The organism is Kitasatospora sp. NPDC101155, assembly GCF_044768305.1.
Taxonomy (GTDB): domain Bacteria; phylum Actinomycetota; class Actinomycetes; order Streptomycetales; family Streptomycetaceae; genus Kitasatospora.
This window is the reverse complement of sequence record NZ_JBIWPN010000013.1, coordinates 18543-39770: the sequence shown is the minus strand read 5'-3', so window position 1 is coordinate 39770 and position 21228 is coordinate 18543. Positions and strand designations below refer to the sequence as shown.

Sequence of the window (21228 nt, the reverse complement as noted above, 5' to 3'; positions counted from 1 at the left end):
TCACGAGGGGGACTTCCATGACGACTCCACCGCCGCCGGGGCAGGGACCTGGGCAGGGAGCGAACCGGCCGGGGTACGGGTTCCCGCAGCAGACGCCGGGGGTGCCGGGGGCGCCCTCGGCAGGTGCGCCCGCGCCGGGTTCGTCGGCTCCGACCGGTTTCGGTCCGCCGCCCGGGCTGCCCGCCGCACCGGGGGCGGCCGCTCCCGGGGCTGCTCCTACGGCCTTCTCCGGAGCTGTTCCCACCGGCGGACCGGCCGGAGGCGGCTCCGGGAACCGTTCCGGGGGCAACCTGCGCCGCAACGCCGTCTGGGCCTTCGTCGGCGCGGTGCTCGCCTCGGCCGGCTGGGCCACCGCCGTGACGGTCATCCCGGGCATGGTCAGCACCGACTCCTCGCCGCGCGGTCTCGGCAGCTACCACCTGTCGGACGACCTCTGCGCCACCGGGAAGCCCGCCCGGCTGCTGGAGAAGTACTCGGTCACCACGAGCAGCACCTCACCGTCCCACCACACCGACCGGAACCCGGCCCTGGACAGCATGAACTGCTCGATGTCGCTCAAGCGGATCGGCGGCGACAGCGACAGCGAGTACGCCTCGGTCTACATGCGCGCCGACCTGCACAAGGCGGTGAACCCCGCGCCCGAGCTCTCGGCCAACAAGGAGGTCTACCGGTCGCGCGGCTACCAGATCACCGACATCACGGGGATCGGCGAGGAGGCGTACTTCGTGTACAAGGACGACGGCTCCGACAAGTACCACGACATCTACGCCGAGGTGGACATCCGCGACGGCGGGATGACGTACTACATCACCTACAGCGCCAACTACACCCAGGGGAAGGCCACCCCGCCGTCCATGGACGACCTCCGCAACATGCTGCAGACGGACGCCGACAACGCCGTACGGGCCATGCGCAAGTAGCGCGAAGCGCCCCGAACCGTCAGTAGGCGGGGCGGGAGCCGGCCCGGGCAGCCCGGGCGACGGCGACCACCGCGCGCTCCAGGGCGAAGGCCGGGTCGTCCGAGCCGCCCTTGACGGCGGCGTCGGCCTGGGCGATCGCGGTCAGCGCGGTGGCCACCGCGTCACCGGTCCAGCCGCGCATCTGCTGGCGGACCCGGTCGACCTTCCACGGCGGCATGCCCAACTCGCGGGCCAGATCGGCCGGACGCATGTTCCGCCCGGTGGTCGCCAGCCGCCCGATGCTGCGCACGCCGGAGGCCAGCGCGTAGGTGATGCCGGTCGGCGGCTGCCCGACGGCCAGCGCCCAGCGCAGCCGCTCCAGCGCCTCCGCGGCCCGGCCGGTGACGGCCAGGTCGGCCACCTCGAAGCCGGTCGCCTCGGCCCGGCCGCTGTAGTAGCGGGCCACCACCGTCTCGTCGATCGTGCCCTCGACGTCCGAGGTCAGCTGGCTGCACGCGGCCGCCAGCTCGCGCAGATCGCTGCCGAGCGCGTCCAGCAGCGCCTGGCAGGCCTCCGGGGTCGCAGAGCGGCCCAGCGTGCGGAACTCGCCCTTGACGAAGGCCAGCCGCTCGCTCGCCTTGGCCAGCTTGGCGCAGGCCACCTCGCGCCCGCCCGCCTTGCGACCGGCGTCCAGCAGGCCCTTGCCCTTGGCGCCACCGGCGTGCACCAGCACCATGATCACTTCTTCGGCCGGGGCCTCGATGTACGCCTTGACCTCCTTCACCGAGTCGGCGGAGAGGTCCTGGGCGGCCCGGACCACGATCACCTTGCGCTCGGCGAACAGCGACGGCGTGGTCAGCTCGGCCAGGCTGCCGGGCTGCAGCCCGCCGGGCGGCAGGTCCCGTACGTCGGTGTCCGGGTCCGCCGCCTTCGCCGCGGCCACCACCTGGGCGACCGCGCGGTCCAGCAGCAGCTCCTCCTGGCCGACCGCGAGGGTCAGCGGGGCGAGCAGGTCGTCGGGTGCACTCTTCCTGGCCATCGCCTACCAGCATCCCATGCGCCGCGGACACTCCCGGCCGCCCGACCGGCCACCCGATCGGCCACCCGACCGGCCCCCGGACCGATCGCCCGACCCGCCCGACCCGCCCGACCCGCCCGACCTGGACAATGGCCCGGTGACCGAGAACCACGCCACCGACCTCCCGGACGTCAACGACCCCTTCGTCCGCCAGCTGCTCGTCCTGCCCGACCGCGACGCCGCCGACGAGGCCACCGAGGAACTCCGCGCCGACCTCCCGGACCTCGGCGAGCTGGAGATCGTCCGCGACGCCCTGGCCGGCGAGGACGACGCCGAGGACGCCCAGTGGCTCGTCGTCCTCGACCCCCCTGCCGACGGCTGGACCCCCGCCCTGCTCCACGCCCTCGACACCCTCGCCACCTCCTACGAGGGCTGGCGCGAGGAGGCCTGACCCCGGCACCACCCCTCCGGTGCGGACCCCACCGCCCCTCCTGCGCGGTGCGCTCCGATCCCCACCCGGAGCGCGCCGCCGCCCCATTGACTGCGTATGCACACCAATCCCCGTTGCAGAGCATCCAGTTGATGAGATTCGGCGAATTCCCGGATCTCTCCGCACAGGGGTTCAGCACTGTTCATGTCTCCGCCGCCGCCGGTATACCGAGCCCTCTGAACCTAGGACGGCACCGCCACAGCCACTTCCCCCTCCGCAGGAGTCCCCGTGACCCGTCGTTATGTCCGGCTGGCTGCCACCCTCGGCGCCGCCGGTGTGCTGGCCGGATCCACCGTCGCCCAGGCAGCCGCCGCCGAGGAGGGCCGCGGCGCCCACGCGAAGCACGTGCTGCTGGTCTCCGTCGACGGCCTGCACCAGTCGGACCTGGCCTGGTTCGTGGCCGAGCACCCGCAGTCGGCGCTGGCCCGGCTGGTCCGCGGCGGTGTCGAGTACACCCACGCGAGCACCGTCAACCCCTCGGACTCCTTCCCCGGCATGGTCGCCCAGCTGACCGGCGGCGGCCCGGGCACCACCGGCGTCTACTACGACGACACCTACAACGCCGCGCTGCTCCCGGCCGGCACCACCGACTGCAATGACGTCAAGCCCGGTGTCGAGGTGGACCTCACCGAGGACCTGGACAAGAACCAGGACGCGCTCGACGCCGGCCAGGGCCTCGCCGGCCTGCCCGGCTCCATCCTGCAGATGACCGGCCGGCCGCGGACCCTGCTCAACCCGGCCAAGCTGCCGGTCGACCCGCACACGTGCAAGCCGGTCTATCCGCACTCCTACCTCCAGGTGAACACCGTCTTCGAGGTGGCCCGCCAGGCCGGTCTGCGCACGGCGTGGTCGGACAAACACGCCGCCTACGACATCCTCAACGGCCCCTCGGGCGAGGGCATCCAGGACCTCTTCACCCCGGAGATCAACAGCAACGCGACCGGGTACAACGGCGACTGGACCAAGGACAACAAGGCCACCGAGCAGTACGACTCGTACAAGGTGCAGGCCGTCCTCAACGAGATCGACGGCTACGACCACAGCCGTTCGGAGCAGGTCGGCACCCCGGCGGTGTTCGGCCTGAACTTCCAGTCGGTCTCCACCGCGCAGAAGCTCAAGAGCTCCCAGGGCCTCCAGGGCGGCTACGTCAGCAAGGGCGTGCCCGGCCCGCTGGTCGAGAAGAACCTGGAGTTCGTCGACCAGCAGCTCGGCGCGCTGACCGAGGAGCTGCGCAAGCAGCACCTGGACGGCTCCACCACCGTGATCCTCTCGGCCAAGCACGGCCAGTCCCCGATCGACCCGACCGCGCTCAACCGGATCGACGACGGCCCGCTGCTGGACGGCCTCAACGCCGCCTGGAGGGCCACCCACCCGGGCGCCGGCGACCTGGTCGCCCACGCGGTCGACGACGACGGCGTGCTGCTCTGGCTGAACGACCGCTCCCCGGCCGCCACCGAGTTCGCCAAGAACTACCTGCTGGCGCAGAGCGGCACCGGCGTCGACATCAACGGCAAGGCCCGCCCCTTCACCCACAGTGGCGTCGAGAAGATCTACGCCGGCGAGGAGGCCGCCGACTACTTCCACGTCACGCCGGGCGACGCCCGCGTGCCGGACGTCTTCGGCATCGCGCAGTACGGCGTCGTCTACACCGGCGGCAGCAAGATCGCCGAGCACGGCGGTGCCCACGCTGACGACCTGAACGTGCCGCTGGTCGTCTCCGGCGCCGCCACCCCGGGCGGCGTCCGCCAGGACGAGAAGGTCGAGACCAAGCAGATCGCGCCGACCATCCTGAAGCTCCTCGGCCTCAAGCCCAACGCGCTCCAGGCCGTCCGCGAGGAGCACACCCGGGTGCTGCCCACCCGCTGACGCCCGGTGGATCGGCGGTCCGGTGACCTGGTGGGCCGGTGGATCGGTGGGCCGGTCGACCGCAGCCCCGTCGACCCGCTGACCGCAGAACCGACCCGAGCGGCCGTACGCGCCTGGCGTACGGCCGCTCGGCCACACTCCGACGAGACGGTCGGACGGCGCGACATGTTCCACCTCGCCCCCACCCGGCCGCGACGCTTGTTCGCGGCGCGCTCCGGGCCCGCCCGGAGCGCGCCGCAATCGTTTCCCCGGGCCCCCGCCCCCCACCCCTCCCTCCACCTCCCCCACCGCTTCCCTGCCCCACCTGGTGGAGGGAGGAGAAGAGCGGGGGTCACAGGGGCGGAGCCCGGGGCTTGGCAGTGGAGTGGGCCTGGCGACCGGAGCGAGCAGAGTGGGCGCCGTGGGAGGGCTGGGGGTGAACGGCGACAGCGAGGGTGGACGGGGAGTCACCGGTCACGGCGATGTCGCCCGCGCGGTCGGTACGCAGGACGGTGGCGCCCAGCGCGCGCAGCCGCTCGACCGTGCGCGGGGACGGGTGACCGTACGCGTTGCCCTCACCGCAGGAGATCAGGGCCAGCCGCGGCCGCAGCGCCGCGGTCAAGTCCCAGTCCTGGTGCGCCGAGCCGTGGTGCGCCACCTTCAGGACGTCGACCCGGCCCAAGCGGCCCAACAGGGCTGACTGGGCAGGTGGTTCGAGGTCACCGAGCAGCGCCATCCGCAGACCACCGGCCAGCGACACCAGCAGCGCCACACTCGCGTTGTTCGCGCCGGGCGCCTCCACGGCCGCCACGGGATCGGGCCACACCACGTCCCAGGCCAACCCGGCACCCGCCGACCGCCGTTCACCACGACCCGCCCGCAGCAACGGCACCCCGGCCCCGGCCACCCAGTCGGCCACCCGGGCCACCTCTCCCGGCGGATCGTCCAGTACCGTGCCCTCGACCGCACCGACCGCACGACCCCGCAACACCCCCGGCACCCCCTCGACATGGTCGGCATGGAAGTGCGTCAGCAGCAGAAGCGGCACCGTCGTGATGCCGAGGTCACGCAGGCACCGATCGGCGGCGTTCGAGTCCGGCCCCGTGTCGATCACCACCGCGCTGTCCGACGCATCGGCTCGAAGGGCCAACATGTCTCCCTGCCCGACATCGCACATCGCCAGCCGCCACCCCGGCGGCGGCCAGCCGGTGGCGATCCGGGCGAGCTGCGGCGGGCGCAGCAACACAGCCAGCAGCACCACCAGCAGGGCACCCGTCACCAGCGCCCGGGCCCAGCGGCGCCGGGAACGGGCCCGCCGGCCGGGCTCCGTCCGCCGGGGCAGCAGGGAGGGCGCCGCCCAGCAGACGGCCAGGGTGGCGAGGGCGACCGTCACCGTCCCGAACCAGCCACCCGGCCAGGAGAGTTGGCCGCCCGGCAGCTCGGCTCCGCGGCGCGCCACGAAGGCGAGCCAGCCGGCCGGCACTCCGGCCGGTTCGGCGAGCAGGCGGGCCAGGGACGGGAGGAACGGCTGCAGGACGAGCACCCCGAAGCCGAGCAACGTCGCCGGGGCCACCGCCAGTTCGGCCAGCAGGTTGCACGGGATCGCCACGAGGCTGATGTGTCCGGACAGCACCACCGTCACCGGCGCGCACAGCGCCTGCGCAGCCGCCGTCGCCGCCAGTGCGCCCGCCAGGTGGTGCGGCCAGCGTCGGGCCCGCAGGGCTTCGGCCCAGTGCGGCCCGAGGACGAGCAGCCCCGCGGTGGCGAGCACCGAGAGCAGGAAGCCGTAGGAGCGGGCCAGGAACGGGTCCAGCAGGACGAGGACCAGCACGGCTCCGGCGAGCGCGGGTACGGCCTGGCGGGGGCGGCCGGTGGCCAGGGCCAGCATGCCGATCAGTCCCGTTCCCGCCGCCCGCAACACGCTGGGCTCGGGTCGGCAGACGGTGACGAAGGCCAGCGTCAGCGCCGTGCCCAGCAGGGCGCTGGTGCGCAGCGACAGTCCCAGCACCGCGGCCAGCCCGCGCCGTTCCGCGGTGCCGGCCTGGCCGGGTGCGCCGAGCAGCACGCCGAGGACGATGGCGAGGTTGGCCCCGCTGACCGCCACCAGGTGCACCAGGTCGGTGGCCCGGAAGGCGTCCACCAGATCGTCGGGCAGTCGGGAGGTGTCGCCGACCACGAGCCCCGGGAGCAGCCCGCGCGCGTCCGAGGGGAGCCCGTCGGACGCCGTGCGCAGGCCCTCGCGCAGCCGCCCGGCGATCCGCTGCGGCAGGCTCGGCGGCGCGAGCTGCCGGGGCGGGCCGTGGACGGCCAGCAGCGCCGCGGACTCGGTGTCGTAGCCCTCCCCCGCCGGTCGGACCTCGGCCTCCGCGGCCAGCCGCTCGGACGGGAGCAGCCGCAGCCAGGGCCCGCTCTCCGGCCCTCGGACCATGACGGTCACCGGGGTGTGGGTGCGGGTGGCCCGCCCGTCCGGGAGGACGGTGACGCGGTCGGCCACGGCCTCCACGGTGAGGAGGGTCTGCCCGCCGGTGGTGCCGCCGCGGGAGGTGTGGACCTTCGGGTCCCCCTCGACGGTCAGCTCCACCTCCACCGCCGGGGCGGGCGTGCCCACGGATCGCGGCGGGGCGTGCTCGGCCGCACGGGCGAGCTCCGGCAGCGGCCCTCGGTGCAGGTCGGCGGTGTGCAGCGGGGTCGCGATCGCGGCCGCCGCTCCGGTGAGCAGGACGGCGGCGAGGGTCACCGCGGCCCCGCGCCGGCGCAGGAGGCCCGGTCGCACGAGCAGCGGGACGGCCGCGAGCACGGCGACGCCCGCGAGCGAGCGGAGCAGGATCTCGGACCCGGGCTCCAGGGTCAGCAGCGCCGCCGTGACCGCCCAGGCCGAGACGGCGGGAAGCAGCAGCCGGAAGTCGGCGGCCGAGGAGCGGGGGCGCGGGAGCGCTGCGGTGACGGCGGACATGGCGGTGCCTCCCTTCGGCGGTCGGCGAGTTCGTGCATCGGGAACGGAACGGTCGTCAGGGCATCAGAGCGTCAGGGCGTCAGAGCGTCAGCAATGGGCGGAGCTCCGCGAACGTACGGGCGCCGACCCCGCTGACCTGCCGGAGCTGGTCGACCGTGCGGAACGAGCCGTGCGAGGTGCGGTAGGCGAGGATGCGCTGGGCGAGGGTCGGGCCGACGCCCGGGAGGGCGTCGAGCTGTTCAAGGGTGGCGCGGTTGAGGCTGACGGGTGGCCGGGGCGTGCCGGCCCCGGGAGGCCCGTTGGCGCCGCCGGAGAGCGGGACGGGGGCCGGTGCCTGCTCGCCGACCAGGATCTGCTCACCGTCCGTCAGCACGCGGGCCAGGTTGAGGCCCCTGGTGTCCGTCCCCGGCAGCGGACCGCCTGCCGCCCGCAGGGCGTCGGCCACCCGCGAGCCGCCGGGCAGGGTGTGCAGGCCGGGCAGGTGGACCCGTCCGCCGACGTCGATCACGACGGCGCCCTCCGTGCCCGGGCCCGCAGGGGCCTCGGGCGGCCCGGCCCCGGAGGCGGCCGGGGCGAGGGCGGAGGGCGTGCCCGGCTCCGACGGCGCCGAGGCGACCGCGAGCGCCGGGACGGCCACCGCCTCCGGTCTGGCCAGCCAGAAGTGCTGCACGGCGTAACCCACCGCGAACAGCAGCAGGATCACCAGCCCGGCCACCGCCCGCCGGTCGAGCGCCAGCGCCGTGGCGAACCGCAGCCGCGCCCCGTCACCCGGTGAAGGGCCGACGGGGTCGACCGCTCCCGGCGGCGACGCCTCGGCAGGCAACGGTGGAGCGGCCCCCGGGGACGGGGGAACACCCGTGCAGGGGCCGCCCGCCGATTCCTCGCCCGTCGGTTCCTCGCCCGTCGGCAGCAGGGCCGCCATCCGCAGCCGTACCGTCTCGTTGATCGCTTGGCGCTTAGCCGCGCCCAGGCCCAAGGTCGTCATGGCGAGGACGTTAGGAGGCCGACGGCCGGCCCGCGGAAATTACCGAAACCCTGTGGATAACCCAGGGGTTGTGGATAAAAAACGTCACTCACACGAGTGAGAGGAACCTGCGAAAGTTGACCGAACCGCCGCCTCAGCGCGGCGCGACCACCACCGCGAGCAGACCCGGCCCGACGTGCGCGCCGATCACCGCCCCCACCTCGCCCACGTACAGCTCCCGGAGCCCCGGCACCCGCGCCCGCAGCCGCTCCGCGAGCGGCTCGGCCCGGTCCTCGGCCGCCAGATGGTGCACGGCGATGTCCACCGCACCCTCCCCCGACCGCTCGACCGCGATCTCCTCCAGCCGGGCGATCGCCCGCGAGGCCGTCCGCACCTTCTCCAGCGGTTCGATCCGCCCCCCGTCCAGGTGCAGCAGCGGCTTGACCGCCAGCGCCGACCCGAGCAGCGCCCGCGCCGCCCCGATCCGCCCGCCCCGGCGCAGGTGCTCCAAGGTGTCCACGTAGAAGAACCCGCTGGTTTTGGCCGCCCGCCGCTCCGCCGCCCCGGCCGCCTCCGCCAGGCCCTGCCCGGCCGCGATCGCCTCGGCGGCCGCCAGCACCCCGTACCCGAGGGCCATGCCGACCAGCCGGCTGTCCACCACCCGCACGGGTACGGGCGCCTCGGCGGCCGCCAGCCGGGCGGCCTCGACCGTGCCGGAGAGCTCGCCGGAGATGTGCACCGAGACGATCCCCTTCGCCCCGGCCTCAGCGGCCGCCCGGTAGGTGGCGGCGAAGGCCTCCGGGTTGGGCCGGGAGGTGGTCACCCGCTGTTTGGCGCGCAGCGCCTCGGCGACGTCCTTCGGGGAGATCTCCACGCCCTCGCTGAGGACCGAGTCACCGACCGCGACGCTCAGCGGGACCACCGTGATCCCGTGCCGGTCGAGGCTCTCCTGCGGCAGATAGGCCGTGGAATCGGTGACAAGAGCGAGGTCGGAGGCCATGAGCCGGAGGTTACTCCCCGTTCGTCCGGGAGGACAGCGCACTCCCGGACGCACCGGAAGGAGCCGGGAAATCAGCCAGCCGAGGGGCCTGCCGAGGTCCCCGCCGACGGCTTCCGCAGCCGCTGCGCCAGCTTCACCAGCGGATCGGCCAGCCCGAGCAGCTCCTCCGCGCTCGGCCGCCCCTTCCCGTCCGTCAACCCGACCCGGGCCGCACCGGCACCACCAGCACCGGCGCCGGCACCGGCACCGGACGAAGCCCCGGGCGCAGCACCAGCGGAGCCGCCCCCCGCGGTGTCCCAATGCCGCAGCGCCCCCGCCTCGCTCTCGCACTCCTGGCTCAGCCGGCTCAGCTCGTCGTCCGCGAACCGGTGCATCCGGTCCTGCGCCGCCCACCGCATGGTCTCCGCCGAATGGACGATCCGCTCCGCCCGCTCCCGCAGCTCCGGCAGCTTGGCCGCGATCCGCGCGGTGTCCGGCTCGCGCTCCAGCATCCGCAGCTCGCCGTCCAGCTCCGCCGCGTGGGCGTCGAGCCGGGTCAGCAGTGCGAGGGTCTCGCCGAGCTGGCCGTCCTGCGGCAGCCCGCTCTCCAGCACCTGCCGGGTGCCGTCCAGGGAGGTCCGCAGCTTGAGCCGGACGGTGGCGATCTGCGCGGGCGGGCCGACCTTGGTGTACGTCTTCGCCTTGAGGGTGGCGGTCTCGACGGCGCGCCGGGCATTGGCCTCGTGCTTCTCGACCTTCGCGGCGACGGCCTTGGCCGCCTTGACCGTGCCTCGCACGGCCAGGACGAGCACCGCGATCCCGAAGAGCAGGACCAAGCCGATCATCACGCCGAACACGTCCATCGCGCGTCACCTTCCGCTACCGGGTCGGCCCCCACCGGGCCCAACGCGGGCCGAACTGCCGAGGGTTCCACCGTAGCCGCCGCACCCGGCCCGGAAACGGTCCGAACGGGCCCGACGGGCGGAGATCAGGGACAGATCCGGGATCTCCCCGAGGGCCCGGTACGCACCGGTGGCACCACCGCACCGCAGCACCGCAGCACACCGCCGCGCACCACCACCGCACCACAGGACACCGCCGCGCACCACCGCGCAAACGCACCGGGCGGGCGCCCCGAAGGACACCCGCCCGGTCAAGCCGGTCCCGACCGCAGGCCCGGCCGAGAACTCAGCCGACCCCTCAGCCCGTCACGATGTTCACCAGCTTCGGCGCCCGCGCGATCACCTTGCGCACCGTCGCGTCACCGATCGCCGCGACCACCGCCGGGTCCGCCAGCGCCAACGCCTCCAGCTCGGCATCGGTGATGGTCGGCGCGACCTCCAGCCGGGCCTTCACCTTGCCCTTGATCTGCACCACGCAGGTCACCGCCTCGTCGACCACGTACGCCGGGTCGGCGACCGGGTAGTCGGCGTGCGCCAGCGACTCGCCGTGGCCCAGGCGGCGCCACAGCTCCTCGGCGATGTGCGGGGCCAGCGGCGCGACCATCAGCACCAGCTGCTCGGCGACCGACCGCGGCGTGGAGCCGCGCTTGACCAGGAAGTTGTTCAGCTCGATCGCCTTGGCGACGGCCGTGTTGAAGCGCAGCCCGGCCATGTCGCCGCGGATGCCGTCGATCGCCTTGTGCAGGGCGCGCAGGGTCGCCTCGTCCGGCTGCTCCTCGGTGACGACCAGTTCGCCGGTGCTCTCCGAGACGACGTTGCGCCACAGCCGCTGCAGGAAGCGGTACGAGCCGACGACGGCACGGGTGTCCCAGGGGCGGGAGACGTCCAGCGGGCCCATGGACATCTCGTACAGGCGCAGGGTGTCCGCACCGTACTCGTCGGCGATGTCGTCGGGGGCGACGGCGTTCTTCAGGGACTTGCCCATCTTGCCGGCCTCGCGCTTGACCGGCTCGCCCTGCCAGAAGTACGCGCCGTCGCGCTCCTCGATCTCGGCGGCGGGCACCGGGAAGCCGCGCTCGTCGCGGTAGACGTCCGCGGTGATCATGCCCTGGTTGAACAGCTTGTGGAACGGCTCGACGGAGGAGACATGGCCCAGGTCGTGCAGCACCTTGTGCCAGAAGCGCGCGTACAGCAGGTGCAGCACGGCGTGCTCGGCGCCGCCGACGTACAGGTCGGCGCCGCCGGCCGGCTTGGCCGCGGTGGGGCCCAGCCAGTAGCGCTCGTTGGCCGGGTCGGCGACGGCCTCGGTGTTGGTCGGGTCGACGTAGCGCAGGTCGTACCAGCACGAACCCGCCCAGTTGGGCATGGTGTTGGTCTCGCGGCGGTACTTCCTGACGCCGTCGCCCAGGTCCAGCTCGACGTTGACCCAGCCCTCGTTGCGCGACAGCGGGGTCTCCGGCGAGGAGTCCGAGTCGAACGGGTCGTAGGTGCGCGGCGAGTAGTCGTCGACCTCGGGGACCTCGACCGGCAGCATCGACTCGGGCAGCGCGTGCATCACGCCGTCCTCGTCGTAGACGATCGGGAAGGGCTCGCCCCAGTACCGCTGGCGGCTGAACAGCCAGTCACGCAGACGGTAGTTGACGGTGCCCTCGCCGATGCCGCGCTCGGCCAGCCACGCGGTGACGGCGGCCTTGGCGTCGACGACGCTCAGCCCGTTCAGCGACAGGTCGCCTTCGGAGCGCGCGGAGTTGACGATGACCGAGTCGTAGGTGTCGAAGGCGTCGTCCCAGGCCGCCGGGTCCTCACCGCGTCCGTCGGTCGGCTCGACGACGCAGCGCATCGGCAGGCCGAAGGCGCGGGCGAAGGCGAAGTCGCGGTGGTCATGGGCGGGGACGGCCATGATGGCGCCGGTGCCGTAGCCCATCAGCACGTAGTCGGCGATGAACACCGGGACGGACTCGCCGCTGACCGGGTTGACGGCGTAGGCGCCGGTGAAGACACCGGTCTTGACCTTGGCCTCGACCTGCCGCTCGACGTCCGACTTGGCGGCGGCCGCGGCGCGGTAGGCGGCGACGGCCTCGGCGGGGGTGGCGGCGCCGCCGGTCCACTCCGCGGGCACGTCCTGCGGCCAGGCGGCGGGGACGATGGAGTCGACCAGGCCGTGTTCGGGCGCCAGCACCATGTAGGTGGCGCCGAACAGGGTGTCGGGCCGGGTGGTGAAGACGGTGATCCTGCCGGAGTCGACGGCGAAGTCGACCCGGGCGCCCTCGGAGCGGCCGATCCAGTTGCGCTGCTGCAGCTTGATGGCCTCGGGCCAGTCCAGCAGGTCCAGGTCGGCGATCAGACGGTCGGAGTACGCGGTGATGCGCATCATCCACTGGCGCAGGTTGGACTTGAACACCGGGAAGTTGCCGCGCTCGGAGCGGCCGTCCGCGGTGACCTCCTCGTTCGCCAGCACAGTGCCCAGGCCCGGGCACCAGTTGACCGGCACCTCCTTGGCGTAGGCCAGGCGGTACTCGCCCAGCACCTCGTCGCGCTCGGCGGCCGACAGCTCGGCCCAGGCGCGCCCGCCCGGCACCTCACGCGAGCCGGACTCGAACTGGCCGACCAGCTCGGCGATCGGGCGGGCCTTGCGGGCGTCCTCGTCGTACCAGGAGTTGAAGATCTGCAGGAAGATCCACTGGGTCCAGCGGTAGTAGTCCGGGTCGATCGTGGAGATCGAGCGGCGCGGGTCGTGGCCCAGGCCCAGCCGGCGCAGCTGCTGGCGCATGTTGGCGATGTTGGCCTCGGTGGAGACCCGCGGGTGGGTGCCGGTCTGCACCGCGTACTGCTCGGCGGGCAGGCCGAAGGCGTCGTAGCCCAGCGTGTGCAGCACGTTGTGACCGGTCATCCGCTGGTAGCGGGCGAAGACGTCGGTCGCGATGTAGCCCAGCGGGTGGCCGACGTGCAGGCCCGCGCCCGAGGGGTACGGGAACATGTCCATGATGAAGCTGTGCGGCTTCGCGGCGACGTCACCCGCGGACGGGTCGGCCAGCGCACCGGTGGGGTTGGGGGCGTGGAAGGTGCCCTCCTTCTCCCAGAGGTCCTGCCAGCGGGACTCGATGTCCGCCGCCAGCGCGGCGCTGTACCGGAACGGCTCGGTCGCGGTCTCGGCCGCGCCGGACGCAGGGGTCGTCTCGCTCATGGTCCTTCAAGCTCCATCGGTGTCAGTTGGCGAACCGCGCGACGCGGCCGGCCCGTGGACCCGGCCCATGACACGGGCGGGGACGGAAAACAAAAAATCCCCTCGCAGGAGGGGACGCCACGCCGACTCCGGCACCGCCCGAGGGCGCAGCCGGTCCTGGTCAGCGCGGCCGGCTAAGGAGCAGGCGCACGGTTCGCATGGGCTCAGGGTACCGCAAGCAGGTCAGGCCGCTTCCGGGGATACCGCGCCGCGGACGGCACGCCGCGGGCCCGGATCACCGCGCCGCCGCCCGCCCCGCCGCGTCGAAGTCCCGCAGCGCCTTCGCCAGCCGCTCCGACTGCATCCCCGCCGCCAGTGAGCGCGCCTGCGCCACCGTGCGGGCAGCCTCGCGCTGGTCGCCGAGCCGCCGGTGGGTCTCGGCGAGCCGGACCATCAGCAGCGCCTTGGAACGGGCCCGCCCCGGCCCGAGCCCGGCGACGGCCTCGGCGAGCAGCGGCTTGGCCATCCGGCACCGGCCGAGCGCCAGCCGCCCCTCCCCCACCATCCCGGCGAGGTCGGCCCGGGCCTCCTCGGCGCCGGGCAGGCCGTCCAGTTCGGCGAAGGCCCGGGCGGCGAAGGCCTCGGCCTGCTCGGCCTCGCCGCGGCGGCCGTGGGCACGCGAGATCCGGCCGAGCTGGCGGGCCCGGGAGGTGGGGCTGAGCGCGGGGCCGTGGGTGTCCAGGGCGGTGCGCAGCGCGGTGACGGCATCCAGGCCGCGCCCGCCGCCGCCCTGGGTGGCGAGCACCACCAGCGCGCCGAGCCCGGCGACGCCGAGCCTGGGGTCGCCGCTGACGTGGGCGGCGCGCAGCGCGGCGACGAAGGCCCGCTGGGCGGCGGCGTCGTGGCCGAGGTCGTAGGCGGCCCAGCCGGCCAGCCGGGCGAGCCTGCTGGCCGTCCCGTACAGCTCGCGGCCCAGTCGTTCGTCGTACGAGCCGAGCTCCAACAGCTTGGCCAGCATGGCGAGTTCGGCCCTGGCGGGGCCGAGGACGAGGCCGCCGCCGCAGGAGCGTTCGAGCCGCTGCTTGCTCCGGCAGGACAGGCCGAGCTCGCCGACCAGCCCGGGGTCGACGCGCAGCGCGCCCTCGCCGCCCCCGACCGGCGGCGGCGGGGAGGCGAGCCGTTCGGCGGCGTGGTCGAGGTCGGCGCTGCGGAACAGGTCGGTGAGGCGGACGGGTCCGGCGTCGGTGGCCGCCTCGCGCAGCGCGGTCTGGGCGGTGTCGGCGGTCCACGGGTCGGTGAGCAGCCGGGGCGAGAGGATCTTGGCGCCGCGGTGGCCGCCCATCCGACCCCAGAGCTGCTCGTAGGTGACGGCTATGCCCAGGGTGCGACTGAGCACCTCGCAGACCGTCTGGTCGTGCGGGCTGCGCGGCACCATGCCGCGGTCGCGCCACTTGTACGGGGCGGTGGAGCTGATGGCCAGGCCCGGCGGCAGGGCGAGGCTCACCTCGCGGGCCAGCCGTTCCGGACTCCAGCCGAGCTGGTGCAGTATCCGGGCCAGCTCCTCGTTCCGCCTTCGCTGCAGATCGGCCATGGCACGACGGTAGCGGTCTTTCCCACCCGCCCGCCGGTGGCATGGACACAACGGCGAAGAGCCGCCCCCCGTGACGGGGGGCGGCTCTTGATCACTGTGGAGCTATGGGGAATTGAACCCCAGACCTCTTGCATGCCATGCAAGCGCTCTACCAACTGAGCTATAGCCCCTTGATCATGCGATGTCACCGGGTTTCTCGGCCGTTTCCGTCCGTTTCCCTCGGCGACATCGACTACTTTACACGGTCCGGGGGTGCTCCAGAAATCCGTTTCCCGAGGTGTGGCCGACGCCCGCGGCCGCACCTCGAAAACCCGTCCTGCCACCAGCACGTCCTGCCACCGACGCGTCCCGCCGCGCCTTGCCGCGCCTTGCCGCGCCTTGCCGCGAACGCGCCTACCGCGCCGCCCGCCCGCTGCGCGCGGCGAAGCCCGCTCCGGCGAGCACCCCGACGGCGTTGACCACGAGGGTCACCTCCAACGCGTGCCCGGACTCGGCGGCCGGCGCCGGCAGGGCCACCTGCCCGAGGAACACCGAGCCGAGCACCGCGACCCCGATCACCTGCCCGAGCTGGATGACCGTCACCATCACCCCGCTGGCATCGGCCGCGTTCTCGGGCGCCACCCCCGCGAGCGCCCGGGCGAACAGCGGCGCGTACGCGCAGCCGGCGACCAGGCCGAGCGCGGCCATCTCCGCCAGCGGCACCGCCCCGATCTCGGCGCCGCCGCCGAGCAGCACCCCCAGCAGCAGGTAGCCGCCCCCGAGCAGCACGGCGGCGAACACCGGCAGCAGCCCGTGCAGCCGGCCCGGCAGCCGGTGCCAGTGCAGGCTGGACAGCCCGAAGCCGACCGCGACGGGCGCCGAGCAGAGCCCGGCGCGCAGCGCGCTGTGGCCGAGCGCGGCCTGCTGGTGCAGGGCGAAGGAGAACATGAAGCCCGAGAAGGCCGCCATGATCGAGAACAGTCCGGCCGCCGCCGGGCGCAGCCCGGGGGCGCGCAGCACCCGTCCGGAGATCAATGGCTGCCCGCCGCGCCGGGCGACGCCCCGCTCGACCACCGTGAACGCACCGAACAGCAGCACGCTGCCCGCGATCATCACCCAGCCCCAGGCCGGCCAGCCGAGTTCGTGGCCGAGCACCAGCGGCACCACCAGCAGGCCGAGCGCGGCCCCCAGCACCACCAGGCCGGGGACGTCGAAGCCGCGCGAGGCGTCGCCGGGCAGCCGCGGCAGCAGCCGGGCGCCGGCCGCCAGCAGCACCACCCCGAGCGGCACGTTGACCAGGAAGACCGGCCGCCACCCGGCGCCGAACAGATCGGCACTGACCAGCACCCCGCCGAGCACCTGCCCGAGCGCCATCCCGACGGCCAGCACCGCCGAGTAGAGGCCGAGTGCCCGGGTGCGGGCGGCGCCGGTGAAGGTGCGCTGCAGCAGGCTCATCACCTGCGGCACCATCAGCGCCGAGCCCGCGCCCTGGAGCAGTCGGAAGGCGATCAGCCAGCCGGTGGCCGGGGCGAGGCCGCAGGCCAGCGAGGTGGCGGTGAAGGCGGCCAGGCCGAGCTGGAACAGTCGGCTGTAGCCGTAGCGGGCACCGAGCCGGGCGCCGGTGATCAGCAGGACCGCGTAGCTGATGGTGTAGCCGGCGATCACCAGTTGCAGGGCGGCGCCGGAGGCGCCCAGGTCGGTGCGGATGGTGGGCACCGCGACGTTGACGATGGAGACGTCGAGCACGGCCATGAACTGCCCGCACAGGACGAGCGCGAGGAGGAGCCCCGGCCGTACCGCCGGGGCCCCGGTGGTGCCTCCGGCCACGCCAGGCCGGATCTGTAGGTCCGTCATGACGACCAGCCTGGGGCCGTCCCGGTACTGGTGGTTAGAGCCTGTTGATCCTGGTACTGGCAGCACCTGTATCGCCGGCGCGCGCTACGGCACGATGGACGGCATGACCGTGCTCCAGGACCTGCCCACCGCGACGGACGGCCGCGACCGCCGTCGGACCGAGCTGGCCCGCTTCCTGAAGGCCTGCCGGGCGCGGGTCACCCCCGAGGACGTCGGCCTGCCGCCGGGGCTGCGCCGCCGCACGCCGGGCCTGCGGCGCGAGGAGGTCGCGCAGCTCGCCGGGGTCGGGGTCACCTGGTACACGTGGCTGGAGCAGGGCCGTCCGATCAACGCGAGCGAGCAGGTGCTGCTGGCGGTGGCCCGGGCGCTGCGGCTGGACGGCACCGAGCGCCAGCACCTGTTCCGGCTGGCCGGTCTGGCCCCCTCCCCGCTCGCGCAGCCCGCGCCGCCGGAGCTGAGCCCGTCGATCCAGGTGATCCTGGACTCGCTCGCCCCGCTGCCGGCGGCGGTCTCCAACACCCGGTTCGACGTGCTGAGCTTCAACCAGCCGTACCGCTCGCTGTTCGGCACCGAGCTGATGCGCCCGTCCCACGGGGTCTTCTTCAACAGCCTCTGGTGCATGCTGACCACGCCGTCGTGCTGCAACCCGTGCGAGAACCCGAACGAGGCCCTGCCGCGGATGGTGGCGGTGCTGCGCTCGGCGTACGGCAAGCACGTCGGTGAGCCGGCCTGGGAGGCCCACGTGCAGCAGCTGTCGGCGCGCAGCGAGCTGTTCCGGGAGCTGTGGGCCCGCCAGGAGGTGGCCCCGCCGAAGAACCTGCTGCGGATCTTCCGCCACCCGGTGCTCGGCGTGGTGCGGCTGAACGCCACCTACCTGACGATGCCGGGCGTGCCGGAGTGCTACATCGTGGTGTACGTCCCGGAGAGCCCGGACGACCGGGAGCTGGTCGAGCGGCTGAACTCCCTGCCACCGGGCGGCTGGAGGCACACCTGCGAGCCGTAAGGGGCCGGGCGAAAGCCGAGGGAGGCCGGGGGGAAACCGGGGGGAAGCCGGCAAAACCCGAGAGGCCGCCACCCGGTGGGTGACGGCCTCTCGAACTGCTGTGGAGCTATGGGGAATTGAACCCCAGACCTCTTGCATGCCATGCAAGCGCTCTACCAACTGAGCTATAGCCCCGCGACACGGACGACCCTGGCCCCGGAACTCCAACTGACCACGACCGCCGATGCGGAGTGGAGCTATGGGGAATTGAACCCCAGACCTCTTGCATGCCATGCAAGCGCTCTACCAACTGAGCTATAGCCCCGCACTCACCGGATCTCCCGCTTCCCTTCCGGGCTGCGTTCCTTCCCTGCGAACGAGGAAGACTCTAGCTGGTCAGGCCCGGAACTGCGAAATCCGCCCCCTCCGGGCCCCAGCGAAGCCCCCCGTCGCCCGAGTGCCGGCGTGCCCCGGCCGTCGGGACCGAACCGTCGGGACCGAGCCCTCAGGTGTCGTCGCCGATGACCGGCTGCGGGAGCGTGCCCGCGTTGTGCTCCAGCAGCCGCCAGCCGCGCGCCCCCTTGCCGAGCACCGACCAGCAGCAGTTGGACAGCCCGCCGAAGCACTCCCACAGCGCCGGCTCCAGGCCCAGCAGGCGCCCGAGCATGGTGCGGATGGTGCCGCCGTGGCTGACCACGACCAGCGTGCCGCTCTCCGGCAGCTTGGCGACGGCCTCCAGCACCACCGGCACCGAGCGGTCGGCGACCTCGGTGGACAGCTCCCCGCCGCCGCGCCGCACCGGCTCCCCGGCCGCCCAGGCCGCGTACTCCTCCGGGTAGCGCTCACGGATCTCGGTGTTGGTCAGGCCCTGCCAGGAGCCCGCGTAGGTCTCCCGCAGGCCCTCGTGGTGCTGCACGTCGAGCCCGGTGACCGCCGCCAGCTCCTCGGCGGTGCGCCGGGCGCGCTTGAGGTCCGAGGAGATCAGCAGGTCCGGGCGCAGGCCCGAGAGCAGCCGGGCCGCCCGCTGGGCCTGCAGGACGCCCTGACCGGTCAGCTCGATGTCCGTGCTGCCCTGGAAGCGCGACTCGAGGTTCCAGGAGGTCTGACCGTGCCGCCAGAAGACGACGCGCGGGCCGCGCGCGTTCCGGCTCAGTGCAGGTCCTCGGGCTTGCCGAAGTCGTCGGCCGGGGCGACGGCGTTGCCGGCCTGGTCGGTGATGGCGTCGGGGCGGTTGCGCGAGGCCACGGCGTCCTCGGGCAGCGGCAGCTCGGGGCAGTCCTTCCAGAGCCGGTCCAGCGAGTAGAAGGAGCGCTCCTCGGAGTGCTGGACGTGCACGACGATGTCGAGGTAGTCGAGCAGGATCCAGCGGCCCTCGCGCTCGCCCTCGCGGCGCACCGGCTTGATGTCCAGCTGCTCGCGCAGCTGGTCCTCGATCTCCTCGGCGATCGAGCGGACCTGGCGGTCGTTGTTCGCGGAGGCGATCAGGAAGGCGTCGGTGATCGACAGCACCTCGCTGACGTCGAAGGCGATGATGTTGTGCGCCAGCTTGTCGGCCGCCGCCTGCGCGGCGACGGTGATGAGCTGCTGGCTGTGGTCGGTGACGGTCACGGTGTTCTTCCGGCTCGGCGGCTTGGGGGGACCCCGGCGCTCAGCCGGGGGTCGCCTTCCAGGATCTCACGCCGCCCCGGCGGCCCCGGAACCGTTTTCCGGGGCCGCCGACAGCCGGGCGCGGCCGAACCGGGCCCGGCCGTCGGCGCCGGGCGCCGGCCGGAGGGGCCGGACCCGACCGCCGACCTACTGCTTCGGCGGCTGGTAGTCCTTGCCGAGCACGACCACCAGGTCCGCGTTCTGCGCATCGCCCACCTTCTTCACCGCCGAGTCCGGCAGCCCCAGGCTGGTCGCCAGCGACTTCGCCGCGGCCTGCCGGGCGTCGTCGGTGTAGCGGATCTCACTGGTGGCCTGCGCGGCGGTCTTGGCGCCGCCCGGGATGAAGGTCAGGCCCGAGTTGACGATCTGGACCTGCGCGGCGGCCGCGGCCGCGTCGTTGCCGCTGGCGTCCTGCAGCGAGACCCGGGCCGAGGTGTCACCGGCCGCCGTGGACTTCACGGTGCCGCCGAGCACGTCCTTGACCTGCTTGCCCGCCGTCGCCTCGTCCAGCCCGCCGTCCGGCTTGACGGTCAGCGCGGCGGTGCCGAAGTGGCCGTCCTTCGCCTGCTGGGCGAGCTGGGCGAGCACCCCGGCGAGGGCGTCCTCGGGCAGCGAGGGGTCGAGCACCGCGTTCATCCGGTGCACGTCGTCCTTGGCGTCCTTGAACTCGGTCGGCATGGTGCGCACCACCGCGTCCATCACCTGCCCGAACCGGGCCAGCTGGGCGTCCCGGTTCTCGCCCGGCCCCTGCAGGGTGGCGTACGCGACCGCGGCCTTGCCGCTGAGCAGGGTGTTCTTGCCCGCCGCGGACAGCAGCTTGCCGTCCGGCTTGCCGCCCTCGTGGGTCTCGGCGTTGGTGTCCACCCGGACACCGCCGAGCTGGGAGACCAGCATCTCCAGGTACGGGGTGTCCAGCCGCCAGGTGCCCGCCACCGGGGCGCCGAGCACGGTGGCCAGGCCGTCACGGGTCGCCGAGGCGCCGATCGCGTCCATGGCCTGGCCGACGGTGGTCACCGGCGGATCGCCGGGGCCGGGCAGCCGCAGGTTGTCGGGCAGCAGCAGCACCGTGCCCTTGTGCCCGGAGGCGTCGTTGACCAGCAGCGCGCTGGACGTCTTGCCCTGCAGGTCGCGCAGGTGGACGACGTTGACCTGGCGCCCGCCGGCCGCGGCGGCCGCGGTCGGCTTGTCGCCGGTGAACCACAGGTAGCCGCCGACGCCGCCCGCCGCGAGCGCCAGCACCACACCGAGGCCGACCAGCCGGTTGCGCAGCTTGCGGCGGCGCTCGGCGCGCACCTCGCTGCGCGACTCGGCGAACTTCAGCCAGTCGATGACGTCCTCGGACTCCTCCGCCTCCTCGTCGACGAAGGTGAACTCGCCCGTGGTGTAGCTGTCCTTGGGCGCCCGGGAGCCGGCCTTGCCGGAGCGGGCCCCGGCGACCTGCTCGGAGGGCGTTTCGGGCTTGTCCGGGGTCGCCTCGGCGGCCGGCCGGGGCGTACGCGGGCGCGTCGGCACGGCGGCGGGAGCCGCGGGCTCGACAGGAGCGGGCGCGGCTGCGGCGGCCGGGCCGCCGGCCTCGGGCTGCGGCGGCTGCTGCGGCTCGGCGACCACCGGCGCGGCCTGGTACGGCTGCTGGTACCCCTGGTGGTACGCCTGCTGCTGGTAACCGCCGTACGGGTCCTGGGTGTACACCGGCTGCCCGTACTGGTCGTACTGCGCCGACTGCTCGTACCCCTGTTGCTGCTCGTACCCCTGCCCCTGCTGCGGGTACCCCTGGTAACCCTGCTGGTACCCCTGCTGCTGGTGGCCGCCGTAGGTGCCCTGCCCGTACACCGGCTGCCCGTACTGGTCGTACTGCGCCTGCTGCTCGTACGGCTGCTGCTGGTACCCCTGGTACGGCTGCTCGTACTGCCCGGTGGACCACTCCTCCGGCTGCTGCCCGTTGCGTTCCGTCACGCCGGCTCC

Annotated in this window: 15 protein-coding genes and 3 tRNA genes; 4 read left to right on the top strand and 14 right to left on the bottom strand. The window is 73.7% G+C overall.

Annotated elements, in window-relative coordinates:
- Positions 1-17: 17 nt before the first annotated feature.
- Entirely contained in the window at positions 18-920 is a 903-nt protein-coding gene (locus tag ACIRYZ_RS20825) for a hypothetical protein (protein ID WP_402946145.1), read from the top strand.
- 19 nt (positions 921-939) lie between these two features.
- On the opposite strand, the gene holA is transcribed toward ACIRYZ_RS20825, so the two are convergent.
- Positions 940-1938, bottom strand: coding sequence for a DNA polymerase III subunit delta (gene holA / locus ACIRYZ_RS20820; protein ID WP_393027767.1), 999 nt, complete (start codon positions 1936-1938; stop codon positions 940-942).
- 136 nt (positions 1939-2074) lie between these two features.
- Between holA and ACIRYZ_RS20815 the strand changes: the two genes are divergently transcribed.
- Together ACIRYZ_RS20815 and ACIRYZ_RS20810 are read left to right on the top strand one after the other, a co-directional pair.
- A complete protein-coding gene (locus ACIRYZ_RS20815; protein WP_402946142.1) occupies positions 2075-2368 on the top strand; it encodes a hypothetical protein in 294 nt (97 codons plus the stop codon).
- Positions 2369-2635: 267 nt separating this feature from the next.
- Positions 2636-4273, top strand: a complete 1638-nt coding sequence (locus ACIRYZ_RS20810) for an alkaline phosphatase family protein (protein ID WP_402946140.1) — start codon at positions 2636-2638, stop codon at positions 4271-4273.
- Between the two features lie 331 nt (positions 4274-4604).
- On the opposite strand, the gene ACIRYZ_RS20805 is transcribed toward ACIRYZ_RS20810, so the two are convergent.
- The 8 genes from ACIRYZ_RS20805 to ACIRYZ_RS20770 form a co-directional block, all read right to left on the bottom strand.
- Entirely contained in the window at positions 4605-7205 is a 2601-nt protein-coding gene (locus ACIRYZ_RS20805; RefSeq protein ID WP_402946139.1) for a ComEC/Rec2 family competence protein, read from the bottom strand.
- 79 nt (positions 7206-7284) lie between these two features.
- Positions 7285-8190, bottom strand: coding sequence for a helix-hairpin-helix domain-containing protein (locus ACIRYZ_RS20800; RefSeq protein WP_402946137.1), 906 nt, complete (start codon positions 8188-8190; stop codon positions 7285-7287).
- Positions 8191-8323: 133 nt separating this feature from the next.
- A complete protein-coding gene (locus ACIRYZ_RS20795; protein ID WP_402946135.1) occupies positions 8324-9169 on the bottom strand; it encodes a DegV family protein in 846 nt (281 codons plus the stop codon).
- A 71-nt stretch (positions 9170-9240) separates the two neighbouring features.
- A complete protein-coding gene (locus tag ACIRYZ_RS20790) occupies positions 9241-10011 on the bottom strand; it encodes a hypothetical protein (protein WP_402946133.1) in 771 nt (256 codons plus the stop codon).
- 337 nt (positions 10012-10348) lie between these two features.
- Entirely contained in the window at positions 10349-13234 is a 2886-nt protein-coding gene (leuS, locus tag ACIRYZ_RS20785; protein WP_402946131.1) for a leucine--tRNA ligase, read from the bottom strand.
- 274 nt (positions 13235-13508) lie between these two features.
- Positions 13509-14804, bottom strand: a complete 1296-nt coding sequence (locus tag ACIRYZ_RS20780; RefSeq protein WP_402946129.1) for a hypothetical protein — start codon at positions 14802-14804, stop codon at positions 13509-13511.
- Between the two features lie 97 nt (positions 14805-14901).
- Positions 14902-14974 (bottom strand) — tRNA-Ala (locus ACIRYZ_RS20775).
- Between the two features lie 223 nt (positions 14975-15197).
- Positions 15198-16637 (bottom strand): MFS transporter, encoded by a 1440-nt coding sequence (locus ACIRYZ_RS20770; RefSeq protein ID WP_402946127.1) that lies wholly within the window; start codon positions 16635-16637, stop codon positions 15198-15200.
- A gap of 103 nt (positions 16638-16740) precedes the next feature.
- On the opposite strand from ACIRYZ_RS20770, the gene ACIRYZ_RS20765 reads away from it, so the two are divergent.
- The gene (locus ACIRYZ_RS20765) at positions 16741-17640 is read left to right on the top strand and encodes a helix-turn-helix transcriptional regulator (protein WP_402946125.1); all 900 of its coding nucleotides are present in this window, start codon (positions 16741-16743) and stop codon (positions 17638-17640) included.
- Positions 17641-17741: 101 nt separating this feature from the next.
- Here the strand turns inward: ACIRYZ_RS20765 and ACIRYZ_RS20760 are convergent.
- The 5 genes from ACIRYZ_RS20760 to ACIRYZ_RS20740 form a co-directional block, all read right to left on the bottom strand.
- A tRNA-Ala gene (locus ACIRYZ_RS20760) sits at positions 17742-17814 on the bottom strand.
- Between the two features lie 57 nt (positions 17815-17871).
- A tRNA-Ala gene (locus tag ACIRYZ_RS20755) sits at positions 17872-17944 on the bottom strand.
- A gap of 180 nt (positions 17945-18124) precedes the next feature.
- Positions 18125-18772, bottom strand: coding sequence for a histidine phosphatase family protein (locus tag ACIRYZ_RS20750; RefSeq protein WP_402946441.1), 648 nt, complete (start codon positions 18770-18772; stop codon positions 18125-18127).
- Positions 18769-19227 (bottom strand): ribosome silencing factor, encoded by a 459-nt coding sequence (rsfS, locus tag ACIRYZ_RS20745; protein WP_402946123.1) that lies wholly within the window; start codon positions 19225-19227, stop codon positions 18769-18771. Before rsfS ends, ACIRYZ_RS20750 begins: the two co-directional genes overlap by 4 nt.
- Positions 19228-19413: 186 nt before the next feature.
- A complete protein-coding gene (locus tag ACIRYZ_RS20740; RefSeq protein ID WP_402946121.1) occupies positions 19414-21219 on the bottom strand; it encodes an LCP family protein in 1806 nt (601 codons plus the stop codon).
- Between the last annotated feature and the right edge of the window lie 9 nt (positions 21220-21228).

What these genes read in the sequence shown, in the direction of transcription:
- holA (WP_393027767.1), bottom strand. Translation starts at nt 1,938, where the DNA reads ATGGCCAGGAAGAGTGCACCCGACGACCTGCTCGCCCCGCTGACCCTC.
- ACIRYZ_RS20770 (WP_402946127.1), bottom strand. Translation starts at nt 16,637, where the DNA reads ATGACGGACCTACAGATCCGGCCTGGCGTGGCCGGAGGCACCACCGGG.
- ACIRYZ_RS20800 (WP_402946137.1), bottom strand. Translation starts at nt 8,190, where the DNA reads ATGACGACCTTGGGCCTGGGCGCGGCTAAGCGCCAAGCGATCAACGAG.
- ACIRYZ_RS20780 (WP_402946129.1), bottom strand. Translation starts at nt 14,804, where the DNA reads ATGGCCGATCTGCAGCGAAGGCGGAACGAGGAGCTGGCCCGGATACTG.
- ACIRYZ_RS20825 (WP_402946145.1), top strand. Translation starts at nt 18, where the DNA reads ATGACGACTCCACCGCCGCCGGGGCAGGGACCTGGGCAGGGAGCGAAC.
- ACIRYZ_RS20765 (WP_402946125.1), top strand. Translation starts at nt 16,741, where the DNA reads ATGACCGTGCTCCAGGACCTGCCCACCGCGACGGACGGCCGCGACCGC.
- leuS (WP_402946131.1), bottom strand. Translation starts at nt 13,234, where the DNA reads ATGAGCGAGACGACCCCTGCGTCCGGCGCGGCCGAGACCGCGACCGAG.
- ACIRYZ_RS20805 (WP_402946139.1), bottom strand. Translation starts at nt 7,205, where the DNA reads ATGTCCGCCGTCACCGCAGCGCTCCCGCGCCCCCGCTCCTCGGCCGCC.
- ACIRYZ_RS20790 (WP_402946133.1), bottom strand. Translation starts at nt 10,011, where the DNA reads ATGGACGTGTTCGGCGTGATGATCGGCTTGGTCCTGCTCTTCGGGATC.
- ACIRYZ_RS20795 (WP_402946135.1), bottom strand. Translation starts at nt 9,169, where the DNA reads ATGGCCTCCGACCTCGCTCTTGTCACCGATTCCACGGCCTATCTGCCG.